At 47.6% G+C, this 19,307-nt stretch carries 13 protein-coding genes; 11 read left to right on the top strand and 2 right to left on the bottom strand.

Features of this window, described 5'->3' with window-relative positions; translation table 11 throughout:
• Positions 1-188 precede the first annotated feature (188 nt).
• The 7 genes from NC796_RS08530 (at position 189) to NC796_RS08560 (ending at position 11,424) form a co-directional block, all read left to right on the top strand.
• Positions 189-1,301 carry a hypothetical protein gene (locus NC796_RS08530; protein ID WP_310683943.1) on the top strand — a complete coding sequence of 371 codons (1,113 nt, stop codon included), beginning with the start codon at positions 189-191 and terminating at the stop codon, positions 1,299-1,301.
• Between the two features lie 29 nt (positions 1,302-1,330).
• A complete protein-coding gene (locus NC796_RS08535; RefSeq protein ID WP_310683945.1) occupies positions 1,331-2,431 on the top strand; it encodes a hypothetical protein in 1,101 nt (366 codons plus the stop codon).
• 193 nt (positions 2,432-2,624) lie between these two features.
• Positions 2,625-5,123, top strand: a complete 2,499-nt coding sequence (locus NC796_RS08540) for a hypothetical protein (RefSeq protein WP_310683947.1) — start codon at positions 2,625-2,627, stop codon at positions 5,121-5,123.
• A 210-nt stretch (positions 5,124-5,333) separates the two neighbouring features.
• Positions 5,334-8,801 (top strand): glycosyl hydrolase, encoded by a 3,468-nt coding sequence (locus NC796_RS08545; protein ID WP_310683949.1) that lies wholly within the window; start codon positions 5,334-5,336, stop codon positions 8,799-8,801.
• Between the two features lie 559 nt (positions 8,802-9,360).
• Entirely contained in the window at positions 9,361-9,930 is a 570-nt protein-coding gene (locus tag NC796_RS08550) for an RNA polymerase sigma factor (protein WP_310683951.1), read from the top strand.
• Between the two features lie 25 nt (positions 9,931-9,955).
• Positions 9,956-10,354, top strand: a complete 399-nt coding sequence (locus NC796_RS08555; protein ID WP_310683953.1) for a hypothetical protein — start codon at positions 9,956-9,958, stop codon at positions 10,352-10,354.
• Between the two features lie 476 nt (positions 10,355-10,830).
• Positions 10,831-11,424: a dihydrofolate reductase family protein gene (locus tag NC796_RS08560; protein WP_310683955.1), complete on the top strand. Its 594-nt coding sequence runs from the start codon at positions 10,831-10,833 to the stop codon at positions 11,422-11,424.
• Positions 11,425-11,757: 333 nt separating this feature from the next.
• Here the strand turns inward: NC796_RS08560 and NC796_RS08565 are convergent, their stop codons facing one another.
• On the bottom strand, positions 11,758-12,324 hold the full coding sequence (locus NC796_RS08565) for a hypothetical protein (RefSeq protein ID WP_310683957.1): 567 nt from the start codon (positions 12,322-12,324) through the stop codon (positions 11,758-11,760).
• A gap of 780 nt (positions 12,325-13,104) precedes the next feature.
• On the opposite strand from NC796_RS08565, the gene NC796_RS08570 reads away from it, so the two are divergent.
• A complete protein-coding gene (locus NC796_RS08570; RefSeq protein WP_310683959.1) occupies positions 13,105-13,347 on the top strand; it encodes a hypothetical protein in 243 nt (80 codons plus the stop codon).
• A 1-nt stretch (position 13,348) separates the two neighbouring features.
• Positions 13,349-13,624 (top strand): type II toxin-antitoxin system RelE/ParE family toxin, encoded by a 276-nt coding sequence (locus NC796_RS08575; protein ID WP_310683961.1) that lies wholly within the window; start codon positions 13,349-13,351, stop codon positions 13,622-13,624.
• A gap of 416 nt (positions 13,625-14,040) precedes the next feature.
• Here NC796_RS08575 and NC796_RS08580 read toward each other — a convergent pair whose 3' ends face one another.
• A complete protein-coding gene (locus tag NC796_RS08580) occupies positions 14,041-14,748 on the bottom strand; it encodes a DNA-binding domain-containing protein (RefSeq protein ID WP_310683963.1) in 708 nt (235 codons plus the stop codon).
• A 391-nt stretch (positions 14,749-15,139) separates the two neighbouring features.
• Here NC796_RS08580 and NC796_RS08585 point away from each other — a divergent pair, with 391 nt between their 5' ends.
• Together NC796_RS08585 and NC796_RS08590 are read left to right on the top strand one after the other, a co-directional pair.
• The gene (locus NC796_RS08585) at positions 15,140-15,391 is read left to right on the top strand and encodes a hypothetical protein (protein ID WP_310683965.1); all 252 of its coding nucleotides are present in this window, start codon (positions 15,140-15,142) and stop codon (positions 15,389-15,391) included.
• A 913-nt stretch (positions 15,392-16,304) separates the two neighbouring features.
• On the top strand, positions 16,305-19,295 hold the full coding sequence (locus tag NC796_RS08590) for a TonB-dependent receptor (protein WP_310683966.1): 2,991 nt from the start codon (positions 16,305-16,307) through the stop codon (positions 19,293-19,295).
• The last annotated feature ends 12 nt before the right edge of the window (positions 19,296-19,307 follow it).

The raw sequence follows: 19,307 nt of genomic DNA on the forward strand, positions 1-19,307 counted from the left end.
TTTGTTTGCTGGTTTTCCCAGGGCAAAACAGCCTCCTTTTTGGAGGTCATCATACAAAATATAAGCGCCCTGCAAAGTGTAAAGGATGTCTCCGAACACCTGTAAAGGATGTCCCCGGTCTGGACATCGAAGGGGGTTTGGGGGATGACCTGAAAGGTTCCTTCTTGAAAATTAATTTTTTCGATTTAATGATCCTAACACTTAAAAAATTTGCTTATCTGGCACCGTTGGTTGCGGTGCTCTTTGTTGGGATCTCCTGTAGCAATTCCAAACCTGAACAGGTTCCACAGGAGGTAATGAAACAGATCTATGAAAAGGTAAAAACGCCTCATAAATATGGTTTGGTTCTTGTGCCGGAACATCGGGATCAGAAAGTGGACTGCCGCAGTGTGTTCCGGAGCGGTGACCACTGGTATATGACCTACATCGTGTATGAAGGACGCGGCTACGAAACTTGGTTGGCGGAAAGCGAGGATCTTGTGAACTGGACAAAGAAGGGGCGAATGTTATCATTTTCGGACAGCACGCGGTGGGACGCCAACCAGAATTCCGGCGATGTGGTGCTCCGGGATCATACCTGGGGTGGGAGCTACCGGCTACAGCAATACCAAGACAAGTACTGGATGTCTTACTATGGTGGAACAAGCATAGGTTATGAGGCTGGCAAGCTGTCGATCAGTATCGCTTATACTGAAAAGGATCCCTCAATCGCCCACGAGTGGATCCGTCTCGGCCAGCCAGTACTAGCCCCTGATGATGATAATGCCAGCTGGTGGGACAACGCCAAGATGTACAAAAGCACTGTCCTCTGGGATAAAAGTCAAACTACCGGGCACCCTTTTGTGATGTACTACAACGCACTGGGCGACAGCCTCAATCCCGACCGGGGCGCGGAACGGATCGGGATGGCGGTTTCGGATGACATGCGTAACTGGCAACGCTATGGAGAGGACCCGGTGCTCAATCACCATGATGGCATCACGGGCAACCCTGCGATCCAGAAGATGGGCGACATATGGGTGATGTTCTATTTTGGAGCGTTTTACGGTGGCCGCGATGATGCATGGAACAGCTTTGCCGCCTCCTATGATTTGGTCAATTGGACCGACTGGACCGGCCTTGAGCTGATTGAGCCTTCAGAATCATACGATGCCCGCTTTGCCCACAAACCGATTGTCATCAATCATGAAGGGACGGTGTATCACTTTTACTGTGCCGTCAATAAAGATGATCAACGGGGCATTGCACTGGCAACCTCTACGGATCTCGGGAAAAGTGATCTTCAATTCCCAAAGCAATAGAATTTTTAACTATCTCTGATTCGACAAATATGAATCTTCATTACAGCTATTTGATATTGGTTGCATTTATAGTCTCGGTTTTTAGTGGATGTGCCGCCGAGTCCAAACCAGAGAAGGTCTCCGAAGAGGTAATGAAGCAGGTGTATGAAGAGATTAAAACTCCGCATAAATACGGGCTCGTCCTGACCCCGCAAGACTCCTCCAAGAAGCTGGATTGTCCCACCATTTTTCACAAGGACGGGCAGTGGTATATGACATATATCATTTTTGACGGTCGCGGTTACAAAACCTGGCTGGCGGAAAGTGACGACCTGCTCAACTGGGAGACCAAGGGGCAGCTCATGTCGTTTTCGGATACCACGGACTGGGATCTGAACCAGAAGGCAGGATATCTTTCTTTGGTAAACTACGAGTGGGGCGGTAGTTACGAACTCCAGCAGTACGACGACAAATACTGGATGTCCTATTTTGGCGGCAACACCCGGGGTTATGAGGCCGGGCTGCTGCAGTTGGGCATGGCATACACTGAGAAAAATCCGACTACGGCGCACGAGTGGCAGCGACTTGAAGAGCCTATTTTATCTCCAAATGATGAAAATGTGAGCTGGTGGGACAACAGCACGATGTACAAGAGCTCTGTCATCCGGGACCGGCAGCAGCTTACGGGGTATCCTTTTGTGATGTTTTACAACGCCCGGGGCGACAGCCTCAATCCCGGCCGCGGTGCGGAACGAATCGGCATGGCGGTTTCTGATGACATGCGCAACTGGCAGCGTTATGGAGAAGACCCGGTGCTCAACCATCATGACGGGATCACCGGCGACGCCTACATCCAGAAGATCGATGACCTGTATGTGATGTTCTATTTCGGGGCGTTCTATGGTGGACGAAATGATGCCTGGAATAGCTTTGCCGCTTCTTACGATCTAAAAAACTGGACCGACTGGACCGGTCCCAACCTGATTGAACCCTCCGAGCCTTTTGATACCCGCTTTGCTCACAAATCGTGCGTGATTAAACATGATGGTGTAGTTTATCACTTTTACTGTGCCGTCAACAAGGATGATGACCGGGGAATTGCCGTTGCAACGTCAGAAGATTTGGGCAGCAGTGAGCTTACTTTTAATTGAATTTGTAGGAGCCTTTGCAAAATGCCTCTCAGTCATCCTGAACTTGATTCAGGATCTAGTAAGGACACAAACGTTGATAATGAACCGATATAGAATCATATACCTTTACGAGATCCTGCATCGGGGTGCAGGATGACTGAGAGATTCTATTTAGATTACCGCTTCATAAATATAACTGCTAAACACGTTACTTATGAATATCTGCTACTTGTATACCAGAAAACTCTTCTTTTTTATTAGTCTGTTCTTGTTTCCTACCGCTCTATCTGCCCAGACTCCCGTCCTAAAAGTCGACCTGGATCAGTTTGGTCGACCGGAAAGTGAAGTCAATAAGTTGGGGTATCAGTATTGGCCGATCAATGAAGCATCGGAGCACAGCAGAACTTTTGACGGGGTGAAGATAACGTTCAAGCATACCGGTAATGCGGGCACTGGTCTTGCTTCCAACTGGTACAAAGTTGGTATCCAGGATCCCAACTACGCGCAGTTGGTTAACGATGGGGTTACCGTTCAGGAAGGAAATGATGGAGGCAAGATTAAAATGACAATAAGCGGCCTCCCGCCGGGAGAACATACCCTGCTTACCTTCCACAACAACATACACAATCCCGAAACCAACACATTCAGCCCGATCGATATTTATGTGGATGGCGAGCTGCAGGTGGATAACCTTGAGCCAAGCACTCGTTCGCTTGAGGATATTAAAGGAACAACAGCCTATCTGCATGTAACTGCTGAGAAGGGACAGGATAACACGATCGTTTTTGCTCCCGATCCGGCATCAACGGCCTCAGTAAAAAATGTTATTGTAAACGGTTTTGAGCTAAACACGCCCAATCAGAAGCGACAATCGCGCTTGCCGGTGCCTACAAATGGTAATGAACATGTGCAGGCAGATGAGGGAGCCTTTACGCTAAACTGGTCACCGGCCGTAGACGCTGATTCCCACGATGTCTACTTCGGAACCGATTCCAGCGCCGTTGCCTCTGCAGGTCGCAGTTCTTTAATGTATAAAGGAAATTTGCAGGATACGACTTTCCAAGTTGATAACCTCTACAGCATGCTTACCTATTACTGGCGTGTGGATGAAGTATCCGGGGGAACCAGGACCAAAGGCGATATTTGGAGCTTCCGGACAGCGCAGCTTGCTTTTCCCGGGGCCCAGGGCTACGGTCGCTTTGCACGTGGAGGTCGCGGCGGCAAGGTTGTGAAAGTGACAAACCTGAATGACAACGGTCCCGGAAGCCTGCGGGAGGCCGTCAACAAGGATATTGGTCCGCGTACCATTGTATTCGATGTTTCCGGCATGATTAAACTCGATTCCACACTTAACGTTGATAAACCCTACATCACCGTGGCAGGACAAACGGCTCCCGGTAAAGGAATTGCCGTCAGGAATGCCACTTTTGGAGTAACGGGTAATGATGTGATTGTTCGGTTCATGAGGGTGCGACTCGGGGCTGACAACGTTGCCTACGGTGGCATGGGACTCACCGGTAATAATCACAGTATCATCGACCACAGCTCGATTAGCTGGACGATGGACGAGGCATTTAGTTCCCGGGGAGCTAAAAATATTACTCTACAGCGAACCCTTATTTCAGAAGCTCTAAATGTAGCCGGGCATGACAAATATCCCCCGGGAACAGCCCACGGTTATGCGGCAAGTATTGGGGGGAGCATTGGAAGTTTTCATCACAACCTTTTAGTCCATAACTATGGGCGCAACTGGAGCATGGCCGGCGGGGTCAATGGAAATGGCCGGTATATCGGCAAGCTGGACATCCGCAACAACGTAGTGTATAACTGGGGGACGAGAACTACCGACGGCGGTGCCCACGAAGTAAACTTTGTAAACAATTATTACAAGCCTGGTCCGGGCACGACGGTATTTCATGCCCTCAAAGCTGATCATGAAAATTATGGCGGCGGCAAACAGCAGTATTATATGAAGGGGAACGTCATGCCGGGCCAATTCGGTGTGAATAACCAGGAAAAGGGGCAAAAGGTAGCCGGGAAGGAGGTCGGGTACGAAACGTTTGTGGATCATCGATTTTTCAAGCCTCATGTAAACACACAGTCGGCAAGAGATGCTTATAAAAAAGTCCTTTCTGATGTAGGGGCGAATCAACCGCAGCTTGATCAGCAAGACAAGCGCATGATCCGGGAAACGCTGAACGGCACTTACTCGGCAAAGGGCAGTGTAAGCGGTAAAAAAGGATTCCCGGACCACGAAAAAGATGTAGGTGGCTATGAGACTTATCCCGAGGTGTACCGAGAGAAGCACTGGGACAGCGACGACGATGGACTGCCCAACTGGTGGGAGATCATCAAAGGATTGAACCCTAATTCAGCCCCCGGGGATTTTTCCGATCCCAACGCTGATGAAGATCGGGACGGGTTCACAAACCTTGACTGGTACCTTGCCTGGATGGCTGAGCCACACTATAGCTCGAAGCATGGGGAGCCAATTGAGATCGATCTGGAAAGCCTGTCGAGGGGATATACCGAAGATCCGGAGTTTACTATTTCCGAAGTAGAAAACGGTCGAGTAGAAGTGAACAATGGAAAAGCACTGTTCACGCCTGAAGAAAGAGGGTTGGGCTCATTTAGCTTTACGGTAACCGATGAAGCTGGGAGTTCGATGACCCGAAAAGTAAATATCGTGAGCAATTATAATGTGGAGTTTTAGGTGCTTGGTAAATTGTACTCTGATTTATTCAGAAAATGGACCTCTCAGTCATCCTGAGCTTGACTCAGGATCTCGCAAAGATACTAGTCGTTGATATATTTCCTCATCTAGATCAACGATTTGATCCTTACGAGATCCCGCATCGAGGTGCGGGATGACTGAGGGGGGTAACCACTGAGGAAAATAATCTTAACGTTGACGAAATTACAGATGAAAAGAAATACCATTGGTAAAGCAATATTTATCCTCCTGATCATGGGATTGCTGGGATGGAGCAGCAAGGGAACTGCCCAAGACCTGAGCTTCAAATCGAATATCGACCAGGCAATCACAAAACCTTCGGATTCGGCCAAGCCCTGGGCTATTTGGTACTGGATACATGGGGCCTTTTCCAAGAAAGGCATTACCGCTGACTTGGAGGCAATGAAAGAGGCAGGGATCGGAGGGGCCTACCTGATGCCGGTCCTGGACCCGACCGACCCGCCGCTTTATAAGCCGGTTACCGAGACGCTTAGCCCGGAATGGTGGGACATGGTTGAGCATGCAATGAATGAAGCTGACCGCCTTGGGCTGGAGTTGGGATTTCATGTTAGTGATGGGTTTGCCACGGCAGGCGGTCCCTGGACTACCCCCGAGCAGTCGATGCAGAAAGTGGTGTGGAGCAAGACGCATATCCAGGGAGGACAAACGTTTAGCGAAGAACTTCCCCAGCCAGAAACCAATGAAGGATACTACCGCGATATTAAAGTCTATGCCTACCCGAGTTTACCGGGAGCCGCGGAGAACAGTTTTGCACGACAACCAACCGTAACCACGAGCCTCGAGGACCCGGAAACCGACCCGCAGGTCCTGGCGGAAGAGGGCAGCGATGAGGGCTTTGAATGCGACGACCCGTGCTGGATTCAGTTTGAATTTGATGAGCCCTTTACGGCGCGCTCCCTCACCATGCATACGGGGGGCGACAACTACCAGTCCAACCGCTTGCGAATACAAGTGAGTGACGACGGCAAGAATTTTCGATCGATAGGCCAGCTGCAGCCACCGCGACTCGGCTGGCAGGACTGGGACGAGCCGATTACCCACGCCCTGGAGGAGGTGACGGCGCGATACTACCGGTTCATCAATGATCCGAAAGGGACGGAGCCCGGGGCCGAAGACCTGGACGATGCAAAATGGAGTCCGGGTCTGGAGTTAAACGGTATTGAGCTCTCGGGCCTGCCACGCATCAACCAGTTTGAAGGGAAGAACGGATCGATGTGGCAGATCGGCGAACGTACCACGGAAAAGCAGCTGCCCCAATCACATGCGGTTCCGATGGATCGAATGGTAGATATTACTGAACATCTGCGGAATGACGGTACCCTCAACTGGGAGGCGCCGGAGGGCAACTGGACGATCCTGCGGATGGGGCATACTTCTACCGGGCACACCAACTCCACGGGTGGTTCAGGCGAAGGGCTTGAGGTCGACAAATTCCGGGAAGAAACGGTAAAAATGCAGTACGAAAACTGGTACGGTGAAGCGATAAAGCAGGCGGGACCTGAGCTGGCCAACCGGGTACTGAAGCTTTTCCACATGGACAGCTGGGAAGCCGGCAGCCAGAACTGGTCACCGGTATTCCGGCAGGAGTTCATGGAACGCCGTGGCTACGATCCTCTGTCATACCTGCCCGCCATGGCCGGCGTGCCGGTGGAAAGTGCGGAGGTTTCCGAGCGCTTCCTGCATGATGTGCGCCAGACCATCGCCGAGCTGATCAACGACGTATTCTTTAAAACAGTTTCCGACCTGGCACACAGCGACGGCAAACTGTTCAGCGCCGAAAACGTGTCGCCGACCATGACCAGCGACGGGATGCTGCATTTCAAGAATGTAGATCTGCCGATGGGGGAATTTTGGCTGCGCAGTCCCACACATGATAAGCCCAATGATATGCTTGATGCCATCTCAGCCGGTCATATTTATGGTAAACCCACTATCGTGGCCGAGGCCTTCACAGAAGTACGGATGGAGTTTGATGAACACCCCGGCATGCTCAAAGCGTTGGGCGACCGCAATTATGCGCTTGGCATCAACCGTTTTGCCTACCATGTGTTTGCACACAACCCGTGGCTCGATCGGGAGCCGGGGATGACCCTGCACGGGATCGGGTTGTTATTCCAGCCCAGCCAGACTTGGTGGGACCCCGGGAAAGCATGGATCGATTATGCCCACCGAGCCCAATCACTGCTGCAGCAAGGGAAGCCGGTGGTTGATATAGCGGTGTTTACCGGCGAAGAAACGCCACGGCGGTCCGTGCTGCCCGATCGGCTGGTCCCCACACTGCCCGGAATTTTCGGGGAAAAGGTTGTTCAACAGGAGCAGAAACGACTGGCCAACGAAGGGCAGCCGATGCAGGAGATACCAATCGGAGTCGACAACTCGGCAAACATGGCCGAGCCGCAGGAGTGGACCGACCCGCTGCGAGGCTACAGCTACGATTCCATTAACCGGGATGCGCTGCTCAACCTGGCGACGGTTCAAGATGGGCAAGTAGTATTGCCCGGTGGTGCCAGCTACAAACTGCTGGTATTGCCCGGCTCACGAAGGATGAATCCCCATGCCGAGCTTATGACCCCGGAAGTTGCCCAGAAGTTACTCGACCTTGTCAGGGCAGGGGCTACGCTCTTGGTGGAAGAACGGCCTGAAAAATCGCCGAGCCTTGCAGGGTATCCCGAAAGTGATACTAAAGTCCAGGATATTATTGACGAACTTTGGAGCGGAGCCCCAGCGAATCCAACGCCAATGACAACCTGGGAAGTGGGCAAGGGCACGGTCATTAAAGGGCCTTATCAAGATGAAACGTTTGACCAGCTCGGAATAGCACGAGACGTCGAGATAACCGATTCTTCCGGCCGCTACCTGGATGACTTTGCCTGGACCCACAGGAGTGGGGAGGATTTTGATCTCTATTTTATTTCTAATCAGCGCAATGAGTCCCGGAAATTCACTCTTTCCCTTCGCGCCAACGGGCTGGTACCTGAGCTCTATGATGCGGTTACCGGTGAGGTTAAATCAGCAGGGGAGTGGAAGATAGATAATGAGCGCACCCACCTGCCGCTGAAGCTGGCTCCCCATGGATCGGTATTTGTTATCCTTCGCAAAGGGACAAATCAAGTCAGCAGTGCAGGTAACAACTGGCTTACTCTCAGAACAGTTAAGCAGGTCGAAGGGGCTTGGAAGGTTGACTTTAATGCCGATAGGGGCGGTCCCGAACAGCCGGTGGAGTTTCGCAATCTGACCGACTGGGTAAACAGCCAGGATTCCACTATTCGCAACTATTCCGGGACGGCGACCTATCACAACAGTTTTGATTGGCTGCCGGCTGATGACACCGGGAAGCGGGTCTGGCTTGACCTGGGCAAGGTGGCAAACCTGGCGGAGGTCAATGTCAATGGCGAAAATTGCGGAGTAACCTGGACCGAACCCTACCGGGTAGAAATTACGGATGCCCTGAAACCGGGCCACAATGAACTGACTATTGAGGTGACTAATACCTGGAAAAACCGAATCATGGCCGACCATGATCTTCCGGCAGAGCAACGGGTATCGTACCTCACCGATCCGGTTCCCTACCTGTTGGAGGGAGAGCCGCTTGAAGAGTCTGGCCTGCTGGGACCGGTGAGGATACAAGTGGAATAAAAGGAGATTCTTAAAGAGTCACCGCTAAAGAAGGAATTAGCTCGAAGACAGCAACTTATGCTTTGATCCAATTATGTCGTTCATTTTTTGAGCGATCAAAAAACGAATCACCGGCGGGGATTTACTCGCCTTGCGGCACTCCGCTACGGCTAAAAGAAATCTAGATGTTCACGGCTTGTGACATTTCGGGATGAATAGATTTTCCACATTCAAAGCTATTAAGGAAATATTAAGCAAGATTTCTTTCTAAACGCCTATGCTTCGCTTGCACGGGACGGCTCATAAATATTATTAAAAGCAGATAACCTAATCCGAAGGGGGCTTGGGGGATGACCAGCACCTGCTATCAGCCCCGAGGAGTTAAATGCTTCTTGATCTTTTGATTCGTTTTGGAGCGTCTCCGACTACCGGCGGATCAAGCCCAAATGAACACCTTTGCTTTAAGCACCGAGCCGTTATCTACCACTCGGATATTCCTCCTAGCAATTTTATTTGAACTTTTCTTTTTCCCGGGCGTCGTTATGTGTAGGAGAACAAAAATACCATACATAATAAGCCAGTGGATAATCCATCGGAACCAGGAAATAGTGATATAAGGCGATTTCTGCTTGTGGTGCGATGCCAGGCAGGCGATCAAAAAGCCTTTGAACAATTATACGAGCTCTTCGGGGATAAAACACTGCGCTATTTGAAAGGTTTATTGGAGGGCGAGACCGCCCGTGATATTCAGCAGGAGGTCTGGCTTACCGTGTATCGGCAGATATCGGAGCTTATGAACCCACGGGGCTTCCGGACCTGGCTTTACCGGATTACCCACCGTCAGGCGATCGACCAGCTAAGAACGAGTAGGAGACGATTGACACTAAAGGAAAATATAGCCGCCAAAAAGGACGAACGGACTTCAACCTTTGATATCGATGAGCTTTTTAAGGCAGAAGACGAAGAAGACCTAAAATCAACATTAGATCAACTGCCTGCTCCCCACCGGGAAGTAATCGTGCTGAAATACTGGGAAGGAATGAGCTACGAAGAGATCGGGCTTATTATCGGTTGCCCGGTCGGTACAGTACGCTCCCGGCTCTATTATGCCAAACAAAAAATTGAGGAGATCCTCCATCATGAAACATAATGTTAAATCCCAAAAACGAAGAACTATGAATACTGAAGAACAAACAACCCGAAATGATCTGTGGACAAAAATAGAGCAGGAAAAAAGCATGGATACATGGATTCGCCGGATATGCTTTGGTGCGTGGACTACCACCTTCCTTATTTATCTCTGCTACGCTGTGTTGATTATAATACAGGTATCTGGGATCAGTGAAGATGCCTTAGGGAGGGGTACATTTGGATTATTCGCCCCGGAAATAATCGAACTCATCAGTATAACCATCGCTTTCAGTTCCATCGGAAGCATTGCGTTTGGAGTTGCTGTAATCAGCACGATCGCACTATTCCTGCGGATGCGGAGTTCGAGCCTCCGGGATATACGGATGCGACTTGAAACGCTCGAAGAGATGATTGTGTCTGGGCGTGGTATCGAAAAGGAATAACGAAGGTGTGATATTACTTTTACAACGCGTTTAGTGGTCAAAAAAGTAACTTTTGTGTCATCCTGAACCATTGTGCTGAACTTGATTCAGTATCTCTTTCAGGATCTCGTAGAGCCTCTATCTTTGATATCGGCTCTCAACAGATCAGCGTTTTGTGCCACCATGAGATCCCGGATCCCGATCCGGGATCTCATGGTGGGTATTTCTTGGTTTTTTTGCCATCTGGTCTAACCGCTAAATACGTTTTACCTATAAGTTATATGGCTTAGTAATCATCCTCAGTAATAATCATTTTGTCGCAATTGACCCGCGATAATGTCGTATCTCGACTGCGCGAGTGACCTATCTAGTCAGTATACTACGGGTGTCAGCTTTCTTTATGAAGCAAGGATAACATGAATTGCATTGGCGTTATGCCAATGTTAGCGGCAAGCTTAATAAAACAAACCAGAGATGAAACCTGAGGATAAAATAATATGAGGAAAATAATCGTCCTATCAATGATTACACTGGATGGAGTAATGCAAGCGCCCGGTGGACCTGAGGAAGACAGATCAGGCGGTTTCAAATATGGCGGTTGGGTTGCACCTTATTTTGACGAAGTTTATGGTAAGGTCATGGAAACACAGATGGAACCTGCAGATATTCTTTTGGGCAGAAAAACATTTGAGATTTTTGCCTCCTACTGGCCTGAACATGCAGACATGTGGCCGGGTATCAATGACGTCACAAAATACGTCATGTCCAAGACCATGAAAAAGTCAGACTGGGAAAACTCAGTTTTCCTTAAAAGCCTGGCAGATATCGAAGAGCTCAAAAAATCAAAAGGTTCTGACATTCAAGTTCACGGCAGTGGTGAGCTCATTCAGCTGCTAATTGAGAATGATTTAGTGGACGAACTCTGGCTCAAAATTCACCCGTTGACTCTTGGTAAAGGGAAAAGGTTGTTTGACAACGGCACGATTCCCGCAGCATTTACCCTAATAGACAGTACTGTTACACCAAGCGGAGTTATTATTGCCAATTACAAGCGAGCTGGACAGGTCAAGACAGGTACTGTTGGAGCTTAAGGAGGCTGTCGGACTTAGCTTAATCTACTGCGAAACATCCGAATTTGGCTGATTCTCGTTACAATTCCCTAAGCCCGAAAGTCTCTAAGGAGAAATAAAATGAGAAAAAATAATTGTTTCATCAGGGGATTGGAGTGAAGAACCAGCCGTTAACATTTCAACAAGCACTATGGACAACATAGACAGGAAAGATTACCAAAATGTAGCAAGTTCATAATGTAGTCTCGGGCTTTGCACCAATTTATTTGTTTAACATATAATATGTTTCAAAAAAAAGGCCATGCAAATTTGCATGGCCTTAGCTGCCGAATTCAATATTTCAAACACCACATCTTACGTACGGGACAGCTTTTTGATTTGAGTACCGGAGTGGTCAAAGAATAAGGTCTGCTTCATATTATCCTTTTGAAGTTTTACCTCATATTCCGTTTTTAAGGCATCGAAGTCATGGACTACGATTTTATTATCTGTCATTGTCCACCCTATATAATTCTCGGTAGTCAGGAACTCCCGAATGGCACGGGGAATTACCCTATTTTTCGTAATATACCAGCCATTAATCAGGTTTCCATCTTCTCCATAAGTGGCAGAAAGTTTCATCCCCTTACCATCGCTTCTGAGGCTATAGTTGGCATTTGAGGAACCGACGGGTAATCCATTATATGTGATGTTTGAATATTTTTTTAAGCCCTTAATATTCAAAAAATAAGGATAGTCGCTTTCACTGATTCCTGTCAACACAGAGGTGGGTTCACCCTGCACGACAGCTGTAGCTTCGGAGCAATTGCAATCTTGGGCATTAAGCGAAGGTACGACCAAAAACAAGATACCAATGCTTAATACAATCACGTTGAGAATATTTGTAGTTTTCATCTTTTTCTTCTGAGTAGTTAAACTCATTTTGTATTAATTGGTGTTCTTGATAAGAAGGGTCTCAGACAGTAGAGGTGTATGATACTTGCTGGGGGAGGGTTAGCTTAATATCAATTATATAGATTACCACTATTTCGAATCATATCCTACAAATATTATTTAATTTAAGTGGGATTGATGCACTTATCAGTGTATAGGGAGAACTGTACTGGTTATGGCTTTATATTAATGAGTAGATAATAATGAACCTGATTGTCATAGATGAAATAATTGTTGAAGAAAATGAAATTTCCGCTGGGAGAAACGTATAAAGAAGCTGTTTCTGAAGTTCCTAAATCATAATAGAATGGCCGCATAAAGCGCTTCAAGGGGACACGCCTCGCCAAGGGCTGCCGGTTTTTGTTTTCCGGGTGCCAACTAGTAAACTGGAAATTAAATTAACGTTAATTGGTACGCCCGTTATCCCAGAACCGTTAGGTCCACCATTTAACTTTTCAGTCTTTAGCAGCTCAATGAAAGATTTTCTTCTTTTCGGCGTTGCTTTATTACTTTGAAATCTAATTGATTACTAAGAATCAGAGGTTCGGTCCCTCCGGCCTTGGAAAAGCTGACCGCCCGGAAGGAAACGAAGGGAAGCGTAAAGAAAAAATCTGTGATTTTTTTAGCGGAACGCAGTGCCCTTCAGGTCAGGTTTTACTCAGCCGGTGATTTTTTTGGTTCGTTTTTTTATCACTAAAAAAATGAACACTTGTCTATGAAGACCAATTTATACTAGAGTAATTGATTGAATCCAAAATTTTTACTGCTATGAGTTCTCAAAAAAAAGAATTGAAAAGCTTACTTCACGAAAGCATCGAAAACATCGATGATGAATCTTTTCTCCAAACAGTAAAACATATTCTAGACCATAAATATCAGCCTGAAAAAAATATTGACCTCTCGTCTTATCAAGAAAAACGAATAGATCAAGCCAAAAAGAGTATTGACCAGGGAGACTATTTAACAAATGAGCAAGCTGACCAAATGGTAGGTAAATGGCTAAACGAATAATTTGGGCCCTCAGGCAGTAGCAGATCGTATTCAAATTTTGGATTATTGGTATAAAAGGCTTGGTACCAAGGAGTACTCCCAAAAGCTTGATGAAATGTTCAAAGAATCAGTGGAATTGCTCTCACAGTTTCCATTTTTGGATCGCCAAGTAAAAAATCGAGAAGTACGGGTTTTTGTAAAAGATCACTATCAGATTTTCTATCTCAACAATGAAGACACTGTCAGAATTTTGCATGTTTGGGATAGCCGAAGAAATCCGGAAGAGCTAAATCTTTAAAAATAAGTGTCAGCGTGCTAACCTCACATTAATCGGTCAAGCCTCTACTATGCTTGCCCACCCCTCTATCTCATCCATTTTAGGCTCCCCAACCCCACCTCCCACCCCCAATTCCAATCTCCTGATAAGGAAAATTCAAATTTCATTACTATGTAAATCAAAATTACATAGTAATGAGAATTCAATTTACATATATATGTGAATCCAATTCACATAGTAAGGAAAATTGCATTTACATAGTTATATGAAGGGGAATTACATAGTTGGGAAAATTTGAAATCACTTAGTTGAGAGGTTCAAATTTAGCCAGAAAACACATTTTCCAATTGAATCAATATAAAAACCCCCTCCACCTTTCGGCAGAGAGGGCATGGCATATAATAAGCGATGGTTGCCCATCGCATTAGGCCTGAGGCCTAGGAACCTGGAACCGTCAGCTCCTCGGGAAGCGCACCTTTTCGTACCTCCGTGGTATTCATAATTTTGCTCCTTACTTCCAGGCGATAGGTGCCGGGTGAAAGGTCGGGAAGCATGAAAATAAGCTCGGAGGGCTTGTTCTGCAGCATTTTTTGGTCTACCCTCCGTTCGCTGCCGTCGCTGGTATTGATAAAGAAGACGCCTTGATTTTCGTCCTCCTCATCGAACTTCAGCAGGGCGCCGCTAATGCGGGCACCACCGGCCGGGGTAATGATATCATCCCGCGTGTCGCTTCTATTATCATAGAAGTGGCGCAGCACGGGCACCCGGTCCTTGGGCGCAATCTTCTGGGTGGGGATGTCGCCGGCGGTATCGCGCAGCCGCAGCCCGGGCGAAACGTTGATATTCACCTGGTGCCGGTCGGGATCGAAGCGATCCTCCTCCCCGTCAAACACCCCGCTGATGGATGGGCTGATATTGACTAGTGGCGTGACCACAGAGTTGCCCTGCTCTACTAAATTGACAATTCCCTGGATAACCTCCTCAAAGCCAGCCAACGCCTCGGCTTTGGTGATGGTGGAGCCCTCGCGCGTCATATGCTCAAAGATATCCTCCAGTGAATAGCTTTCCGGACTCTGGCTGACCGCCATATAGTCCTCATTATCGTCAGTAATATGATTTGGTCTTAAATAAAATTGTAAAGCCATCGTAATAAGTATGGTTTATTGAATATTAGCCGGTCACTGCGGCCTCTCTATGGGCATACCGCGTGCCGCTACCGGAGTGAATAGTTATATATAATCGGTACCCCATCTACTTGATGAGAACCACGTTTTGTGGGCTCTCTACTATATAGACCGACGAGAAGGCGATTCCTTACAAAAAAAATTAAATTTTTTTATTTCGGGGGGTAAAGCCGGGGGTAATATGCCCGCTGGGCGGCCGGGTTTTCCGGCGAAGGCTGTTGTAATGGCGTGGGGTGGGATGTTAGCTCAAAAAACTACAAACATGCTTGTTATCCTATAGTGTTGTTCATTTTTTGTACGGCCAAAAAACGAACCAAAAAAGCCGCCAAAGAATCCCAGATGTTGTTCTCTCATGCCAGTAAATAGCCTACTGCTTTGGATCACTTATGATCTTTTCGAACAGCCATTGCAGGGATTCTCTGGACTCGGGGCAGGAGGCTCATTTCTTATCAAAACTCTATTAAACAGGTTCTTTGTGGCAAGAGAAGAAAAACCGAAGCATTTCTGCCTGACGAAGGGGCGGACAGAAGCCTCAAACAAAGACTTGGCAATTCCGCCCTATATCTGTGGAGCGATGGGTAAGCGTGACGACCGGAGCTGTTAAGAAAGAAACCTTGGCAGGTTGGTTTTCAGAGTTGGCGAATGTTCCAAATATTCTGGTTACTTAATGACTCTAAATTAAAATATCTAGGTTTCTTATAGGCGCAGGGAGACCCGCTTTGAGCGGAACAGATGTCAGGCGGCCGCTTTTTTCGTCGGTTTTTGGCGGCTCAAAAATCGACAACTAATGGAAGATTGGCTCCTAATTAACAGACGGGAGCCTTTCTCTTATTGTGTTGTTCATTTTTTTAGTGATAAAAAAATGAACGAAAAAAGTCGCTGGCTGAGTAAATTATCCTTGCGTTCACTCCACCTCCGCTAAAATCATTGAAACTCGATCCGCCGGAATACGCGGATCTCAAACAACAATGATTTCTTCACGCTCCGGCTCTGCTCTCTTTTCCAGCGAAATTTACGTTAGGCCGGATGTTGGTGCTATGAATTGTTCATGTTGAATTAGAATCCACCGAAAATAAGGAGTCCCCCTTTGGGCATCGGAATTGTGAGAAGCTGAGTGTGATATCCGAAGGGGGCTTCGGGGATGACCAGCATAGTTGTCGTTTCCTACTTTTACGTCGGGTTTTACAGCAATAGATAGATGGAAAACCGGGAGCATTTCTCTCTAACAAAGAGCTGAAAAAGTAAAGCCTTTTAACCAACCTTTAATCTCCGGCTTTATGATCTTTGACTTTAAGACCTTCCGACCTTCGACTTTTTGACCTCCAACTTACCACTCAACGGTTCAACAATTCAACATCTCGGAAACAAGGGAAACCCATCACTTTACCTCATCCTGGGCCTTCTAAAAGATGCGGAAAAAAGTGAAACAAAATTGTTGCATTATTCCCGATTAATTTTTTATTTAAAATTAACTTTTAAATATGAATATGGGACAAACTAAATTAAAGGGGATAATTATGAGGGAAAAGTACAATCTCTACCATCTCTATAATCGATTAGGAAGGAAGTGCAGGACTGCATTTCTGTTTAGCATTGTGTGGCTGTTGCCACTAGCCATCATACCTGCCACGGCCCAGGCCCAGGCAGATGAAACCATTACAGGAGTGGTGGTTGACGGTTCAAGTGGTGAAACTCTGCCCGGGGTTAACATCCTGGTAAAGGGGACCACCATCGGTACAAGTTCAGGAGCCAATGGGAATTATGAGTTATCTGTTCCCTCACTGAATGACACGTTGGTGGCTTCATTTGTAGGTTTCCAAACGCAGGAAATTCCCATCAACGGGCGAACCACTATTGATATTCGACTTCAGCCACAGGCGATCAGCGGTGAAGAGCTGGTTGTAATTGGCTACGGATCTGTTCAGCGGCGAGAACTGACCGGTTCAGTGAGTTCGGTGACGCCGGATGATTTTAACGAAGGTGCTGTGACCGATCCCATGCGCTTGCTGCAGGGTAAGGTTTCAGGATTGTCGGTGACCACCACTAACGGTGGAGATCCTACAGCAGGATTTGAAGTACGGCTTCGGGGATCTTCGAGCCTGAGTGCTAGCCAGGAGCCATTGGTTGTTATCGATGGAATTCCGGGCGGTGATCTGAACGCAATTAATCCCAACAATATCGAGTCTATTGATATTCTGAAAGACGGTTCCGCTGCTGCTATTTATGGAACGCGCGGCACCAACGGTGTGATTCTGGTTACTACCAAAAAGGGTACGCCGGGAGAAACACAAGTAGAATATTCAGCAAAATTTTCCACTCAGCGGGTTAGCCGCGAAATTGACGTGTTGAGTGCCGATCAATACCGATCCATGAAGGAGCAGTTATCCTCAACGCGCCCGGATGTGGCGCAGAGCATGACCGACTACGGTGCGTCCACCGACTGGTTTGATGAAGTGACGCGAAAGCCTTTCAGTCAGATCCATAGTTTGGCGCTTAGCGGGGGTATGGAGAATACAACTTATCGTGCCTCTCTTTACTATGCCAACCAAGAAGGAATAATGTTGAACTCTGCTCAGGAGCAGTACCGTGCCAATTTGAATTTGCAGCAATCTGCACTCGATGACCGGCTGCAGATGGATTTGAGATTGGGCATTGCCGATGCAAATTCTAATCCTGTAAACTATGATGCGATTCGCCAGGTCATTAAAAGAAATCCTACCGAGCCGGTGTATAATGAGAATGGCGAGTTTATGGAGTTCATTGGTGCCTGGCAGTATGAAAACCCCGTTGGAATGCTGGTTGAGCGGGAGAATGAGGATGGCAATACGAACTTCAGCGGTGACCTTTCTGCCACGCTTGATCTAACAGATAATATTGCCGTGAAGGCCGTTGCGGGACTTGAGTCAAATAAATGGCTCAATGGGTACTATGAGCCCAGCTATTCCTATCCGCAGGAAAGTGCAGGTACCAACGGTAGTGCTGAGCGGGCAGCAGGACGAAGCAATACCAGGACTTTTGAGTCTACCATTGAATGGCAGGAAAGTGTAGGAGCTCACTCCTTTAATCTGCTCGGTGGATATTCCTACCAGCAATTTACGGATGAAGGCTTTGATGCCGAGAATACCAACTTTATTACGGACGGGTTCTCCTACAACAATCTCGGTTCCGGTACCTACCTGCAAGAAGGGCGAGCCGGCATGGGATCATTTAAAGAGGAAAGTCAATTGGTCGGTTACTTCGGTCGCGGTAATTACAATTTCAATCAAAAATATTTCTTAACTGCCAGCGTACGGTATGAAGGTTCCTCCAAGTTCGGTAGCGAGAACAAATGGGGTGTTTTCCCGGCTGTTTCCGCTGCATGGGATATCTCAAATGAAAATCTCGGAGGCCTGTTCGACAATTTTGACCTATTTAAGTTAAGGGCTGGATTTGGAGTGACGGGGAACCAGGGCATCAGCCCCTACATTCCGCTACTCCGTTTTGAGCAGTCCGGGTTTTACTTCTATGAAGGACAGTTTGTGCCCGGGTACCAGCCGGCAAGCAACCCGAATCCCAACTTGAGATGGGAGACCAAAGAGGAGCTGAACGTTGGACTCGACTGGTCGCTATTGAGCGGTCGTTTGGGCGGTACTGTTGAGTACTATCAGCGTGATACTGAAGACCTTCTGCACTCTTATGATGTACCAACACCGCCGAATCTCTACACAACCACTTTTGCCAACGTAGGTTCGATGCGTAACTCAGGGGTAGAGTTCTCCCTGAATACGGTGCCGATTCAAAACAGTGACTGGAACTGGAGTGTCGACTTCAATGTAGAGTACCGTAAAAACGAGCTGCTCACCCTTTCAAATGATCAGTATCAGCTGGAATACCGAAATGTCGGTGGTATCGGTTCTCCGGGAATTGAAGCATGGAGCCACCGATACGAGCCCGGCCGGTCTATCGGAAGTATTCACGGCTATAAGTACGAGGGCCTGACGGAGGATGGAGAATGGATTTTTGCAGACCTGAATGACGACGGGGCGTACACGCCGGATGATCGTACATACATCGGTAACGGTGTTCCCGATTTCTATACCGGTCTCACAAGCAGCGTCCAGTACAAGAACTGGGACTTCTCTGTGATGATGCGCGGAATGTTTGGCCACCAGATTATCAATCACAAGCGTATCTGGTACGACAACCCCAAATTCCTGCCGAATAATATCCTGGAAAGTGCCATGGATTCTGAACTTTGGGATGACCCCAAATTCAACAGTTCACAGGTAGAAGATGGTGATTTTGTCAAGGTAGACAATATTACGCTCGGCTACACGCTGCCTATCGAAAATATAGCCAGCATCAAAAACGGCCGCCTGTTTTTCACCGTAGACAACGCTTTCCTGATTACAGGTTATTCGGGAATCGATCCTGAGGTTTCCATTGGTGGATTGACACCTGGATTGGATAGCAGACAGGATTACCCAAGTACCCGAACATTCACGTTAGGATTCAATTTGTCATTCTAAACATTGCAGTAA

Origin of the sequence: Aliifodinibius sp. S!AR15-10 (genome assembly GCF_031569985.1) — a bacterium.
Lineage (GTDB): Bacteria > Bacteroidota > Rhodothermia > Balneolales > Balneolaceae > JAMQKA01.

Coding starts and splice junctions, on each gene's coding strand:
- NC796_RS08580 (WP_310683963.1), bottom strand. CDS start 14,748: ATGGCTTTACAATTTTATTTAAGACCAAATCATATTACTGACGATAAT.
- NC796_RS08585 (WP_310683965.1), top strand. CDS start 15,140: ATGCCAGTAAATAGCCTACTGCTTTGGATCACTTATGATCTTTTCGAA.
- NC796_RS08530 (WP_310683943.1), top strand. CDS start 189: ATGATCCTAACACTTAAAAAATTTGCTTATCTGGCACCGTTGGTTGCG.
- NC796_RS08565 (WP_310683957.1), bottom strand. CDS start 12,324: ATGAGTTTAACTACTCAGAAGAAAAAGATGAAAACTACAAATATTCTC.
- NC796_RS08560 (WP_310683955.1), top strand. CDS start 10,831: ATGAGGAAAATAATCGTCCTATCAATGATTACACTGGATGGAGTAATG.
- NC796_RS08555 (WP_310683953.1), top strand. CDS start 9,956: ATGAATACTGAAGAACAAACAACCCGAAATGATCTGTGGACAAAAATA.
- NC796_RS08545 (WP_310683949.1), top strand. CDS start 5,334: ATGAAAAGAAATACCATTGGTAAAGCAATATTTATCCTCCTGATCATG.
- NC796_RS08535 (WP_310683945.1), top strand. CDS start 1,331: ATGAATCTTCATTACAGCTATTTGATATTGGTTGCATTTATAGTCTCG.
- NC796_RS08590 (WP_310683966.1), top strand. CDS start 16,305: ATGAGGGAAAAGTACAATCTCTACCATCTCTATAATCGATTAGGAAGG.
- NC796_RS08570 (WP_310683959.1), top strand. CDS start 13,105: ATGAGTTCTCAAAAAAAAGAATTGAAAAGCTTACTTCACGAAAGCATC.
- NC796_RS08540 (WP_310683947.1), top strand. CDS start 2,625: ATGAATATCTGCTACTTGTATACCAGAAAACTCTTCTTTTTTATTAGT.